We start from the raw sequence: 3,309 nt of genomic DNA, 5'->3' as shown, positions 1-3,309 counted from the left end.
CTGCGCGGGGCCGACGACATCGGCGCGGCCTGCGACCGCTTCGAAGCGCGCCTGCACGCGCTGGCGCAGGCGCACGACGTGCTGACCCGCCAGGAATGGGACCACGCCCCGCTGCACGACATCGTGCGCACCGCCATCGCCCCGTGCCTGGTCGACGATGCCGACCGCTTCGACATCGAGGGCCCCGACATGCAGCTGGACCCGCAGCGCGCCCTGGCGCTGTCGATGGCGCTGCACGAGCTGTGCACCAACGCGATGAAGTACGGCGCGCTGTCGCGCAAGCCCGGACGCGTGCGCATCCACTGGCGCGCCGAAGCGGTGCAGGGGCGCCACAGCCTGGTGCTGTCGTGGGAGGAACACGACGGCCCGCCGGTCGTCGTTCCCGACCACCGCGGCTTCGGCTCGCGCCTGATCGAGCGCGGACTGCGCCACGACCTGGGCGGCGACGTCGCCCTCGATTTCGACAAGGCCGGCGTGAAGTGCCGGATCACCGCCCCCATGCCCGACCTAGGAGTGGCCGCATGACGACGACCGAACCGGCACCGCGTGTCTTCATCGTGGAAGACGAATCGATGCTGGTGATGCTGCTGGAAGACCTGCTGCCCACGCTGGGCTACGAGGTGGTGGGCAGCGCCGGCTCGGTGGAGCAGGCGCTGGCCGACCTGGCGGATGCGCAGATCGACCTGGCGGTGGTGGACGTGAACCTGGCGGGGACGCAGTCGTTCCCGATCGCCGATGCGCTGCGCGAGCGCGGGGTGCCGTTCCTGTTCACCACCGGCTACGGCCAGCAGGGGCTGCCCGAGCGCTTCGCCGACGCGCACGTACTGGCCAAGCCGTTCCGTCGTCATGACATCGAAGCCGCGTTGACGCGCCTGCGCTCCGCCTAGTCACCATCCGCACGTGTCGGCACGCGCAGCGCACGCGATGTGCGCGTGCGCGGTCAGGCGGGGGTGGGATCGTTGTCGCCGTGCACGTACGGCACGCCCAGCAGGCGCGACAGCGCATGCAGCCGGCGCAGGACCGCCGAGCGCAGGTGCATGGGCGCTGCATCGTAGACCTGCGTCCACAAGCCACGCAGGAAGGCATGCGGGTCGCCGATGTCGGCGCCGGAGCGGACCAGGAATTCGGCGTCGTTCAGACGCGCGTCGATGCGTTCTTGGCAGAGCATGGAATGAATGTGGGGCGTGTCGCGTCAACATTCTGTGCTCGGCGTGCATGCGTGTTCAGCGCGCAGTCGCTTTGTTCATGCATCGTGACCGCAGGCTGAAAACGCACGCGCCACGCTCACGATCCGTCAACGTAGTTCCCCGCAGGCTGGCCCTTCGCAAGCGAGGAACCCGCCATGGATCGCAAGACCCGGGACACCACACGCGTGTCGCCCAATCCGCTCGAGGAACAGCGTCGCCCCGATGGCGACGTCGTGCCCGGTGAATCACCGGGCAAGCGCACCAACGACGAACGCAACGATCCCGCCGCCGAACCCGGCGCGAAGGACGGGCAACCCCGCCGACATCCCCCGCAGATCTGAGGACACACCATGACCCCACTCGACAAACCGCTTCGCCGCGAGCTGACCCTGGGCGAGCAGGCCTACACGCTGACCATCGACCCCGCCGGCCTGAAGCTGGTGGAAAAAGGGCGCCGCAACGGCGTGGAAGTGCGCTGGGCCGATCTGGTCTCCGGCGACGCGGCCATCGCGGCAGCATTGCAGGCATCCACCTCAGACAAGTGAGCGCGCCGTGTCGGCGCGCAGGAGCATCGCCATGACACCTGGCATCGACATCGCCGCGCACGGCACACCGACGCCCACCGAACCGGGCAAGCCGACTCCGCCCGGGCAGCCCACGCCGCCGGGCACGCCGTCCGAGCCCGGCAGGCCCAGTCCGCCGGGCACGCCGAGCGATCCGTATCGGCCGGAGGATCCGGGCAGGCCGCCGATGCCGCGCGACCCCGGCGATCCCGACGACACCCCGGTCGGCCCGGATCAACCCCCGGATGATCCGGTCCACATCGACGATCCGCGCGAGCCGCGCAGCATCGCCGACTGACCGCGCACCACCGCAACACCGCACCAGGACAGGGGAATCACGTAGACGACCGTCAGCCCACAACGAACAAGGAATCCCACGGAGTGTTCATGCGACTTGCCGATTTCATAGAGGGAAACACGCAGCAGATCCTCGACGATGCCGTCGAGTTCGCCGTCACGCAGGCCCCTGAAGGTGCGAAGCTGAACCACAAGCGGCTGCGCAACGACATTCCGTTGATCCTGCGCGAGATCGTGGCCGACCTGCGGACGGAACAGAGTTCGGAGCAGCAGCACGCCAAGTCGCAGGGGCGGGCGCCGTCGCCGGCCGGTCCCGAATCCGCCGCGACCCGCCACGGACGCAGCCGTGCGGACGATGGGTTCGGCGTCAACCAGATGATCGCCGAGTACCGCGCTTTGCGCGCCTCGGTGCTGCGGCGGTGGGCGGCCGATGAAGCCCTGCTGGCCACCTCCATCGACGACATGGTCCGCTTCAACGAGGCCATCGACCAGGCCGTGGCCGAGTCGCTGGTGGAGTTCTCGCGCACGGTGGAGTCGTGGCGCAACGTCTTCCTCGGTGCACTGGGCCACGATCTGCGGGGTCCGCTCACTGCGGTAGTGGGCACGGCGGAATTCCTGCTGGACAGCACCCGCGGCACGCCGCACGCACGCCAGGCCGAACGCATCCTCAACGGGGGCGTGCAACTGAGCCGCCTGGTCGACGGCCTGCTCGACTACAGCAAGAGCACGCTGGGCGCCGGCATGACGCTGCATCGTGCGCCCTGCGACCTGGCGGCGGCCGTCAGCGACGAAGTCGATCTGCTGCGTACGACGCTGCACGGCGTCACCCTCACCCTGCATGTCGAATGCGACGATGCGTCCGGCCACTTCGACGATGCCCGCCTGCGCGAGGCCGTGCACAACCTGGTCACCAACGCGGCAAAGTACGGCGAGGCGGGCGGCGACATCCGCGTCACCATCGACGGCGACGAGGACAGTGCCTGCATCGCCGTCAGCAACGCGGGCGATGCACTGTCCACCGACGCCCTGAATGCGTTGTTCGATCCGTTGCGCCGCGGCTCCCGCCAGGCCCACCACGGTGAACACACCAGCCTGGGCCTGGGTCTGTTCATCGTGCGCGAGATCGCCTCCGCGCACGGCGGCGACGTCACCGCCCGCGTGGAAGACGGACGCACGATCTTCGTCATCCGCCTGCCGCGCGAAAAGGAAGACGCCCCCGTCGCCGCGTGAGTCCGGGCGCAGCAGTCGAACCAACATGAGAA

The 3,309-nt window shown here is 69.2% G+C and carries 7 protein-coding genes; 6 read left to right on the top strand and 1 reads right to left on the bottom strand.

The annotated features are described in order from the left end of the window. Positions 1–525, top strand: a 525-nt coding sequence (locus tag AC04L7_RS15070) for a sensor histidine kinase (RefSeq protein WP_475513312.1), incomplete at its 5' end; no start/stop codon positions are given. Next, positions 522–887 carry a response regulator gene (locus tag AC04L7_RS15065; RefSeq protein ID WP_296280806.1) on the top strand — a complete coding sequence of 122 codons (366 nt, stop codon included), beginning with the start codon at positions 522–524 and terminating at the stop codon, positions 885–887. The genes AC04L7_RS15070 and AC04L7_RS15065, both read left to right, overlap by 4 nt. A gap of 53 nt (positions 888–940) precedes the next feature. Here the strand turns inward: AC04L7_RS15065 and AC04L7_RS15060 are convergent, their stop codons facing one another. Next, positions 941–1,168 carry a hypothetical protein gene (locus tag AC04L7_RS15060; RefSeq protein WP_299341405.1) on the bottom strand — a complete coding sequence of 76 codons (228 nt, stop codon included), beginning with the start codon at positions 1,166–1,168 and terminating at the stop codon, positions 941–943. Positions 1,169–1,342: 174 nt separating this feature from the next. Here AC04L7_RS15060 and AC04L7_RS15055 point away from each other — a divergent pair, with 174 nt between their 5' ends. The 4 genes from AC04L7_RS15055 (at position 1,343) to AC04L7_RS15040 (ending at position 3,277) form a co-directional block, all read left to right on the top strand. Beyond that, entirely contained in the window at positions 1,343–1,528 is a 186-nt protein-coding gene (locus AC04L7_RS15055) for a hypothetical protein (protein WP_299341407.1), read from the top strand. Between the two features lie 9 nt (positions 1,529–1,537). Continuing rightward, positions 1,538–1,732 (top strand): hypothetical protein, encoded by a 195-nt coding sequence (locus AC04L7_RS15050; RefSeq protein ID WP_296280813.1) that lies wholly within the window; start codon positions 1,538–1,540, stop codon positions 1,730–1,732. A gap of 31 nt (positions 1,733–1,763) precedes the next feature. After that, the gene (locus AC04L7_RS15045) at positions 1,764–2,048 is read left to right on the top strand and encodes a hypothetical protein (protein WP_435997537.1); all 285 of its coding nucleotides are present in this window, start codon (positions 1,764–1,766) and stop codon (positions 2,046–2,048) included. A gap of 89 nt (positions 2,049–2,137) precedes the next feature. Then, a complete protein-coding gene (locus AC04L7_RS15040) occupies positions 2,138–3,277 on the top strand; it encodes a sensor histidine kinase (protein WP_299341413.1) in 1,140 nt (379 codons plus the stop codon). Positions 3,278–3,309: the final 32 nt, after the last annotated feature.

Source organism: Pseudoxanthomonas sp. LjRoot204_2, assembly GCF_056175765.1.
The sequence above is the reverse complement of the archived record's forward strand: the minus strand, read 5'-3'. Positions and strand labels throughout refer to the sequence as shown.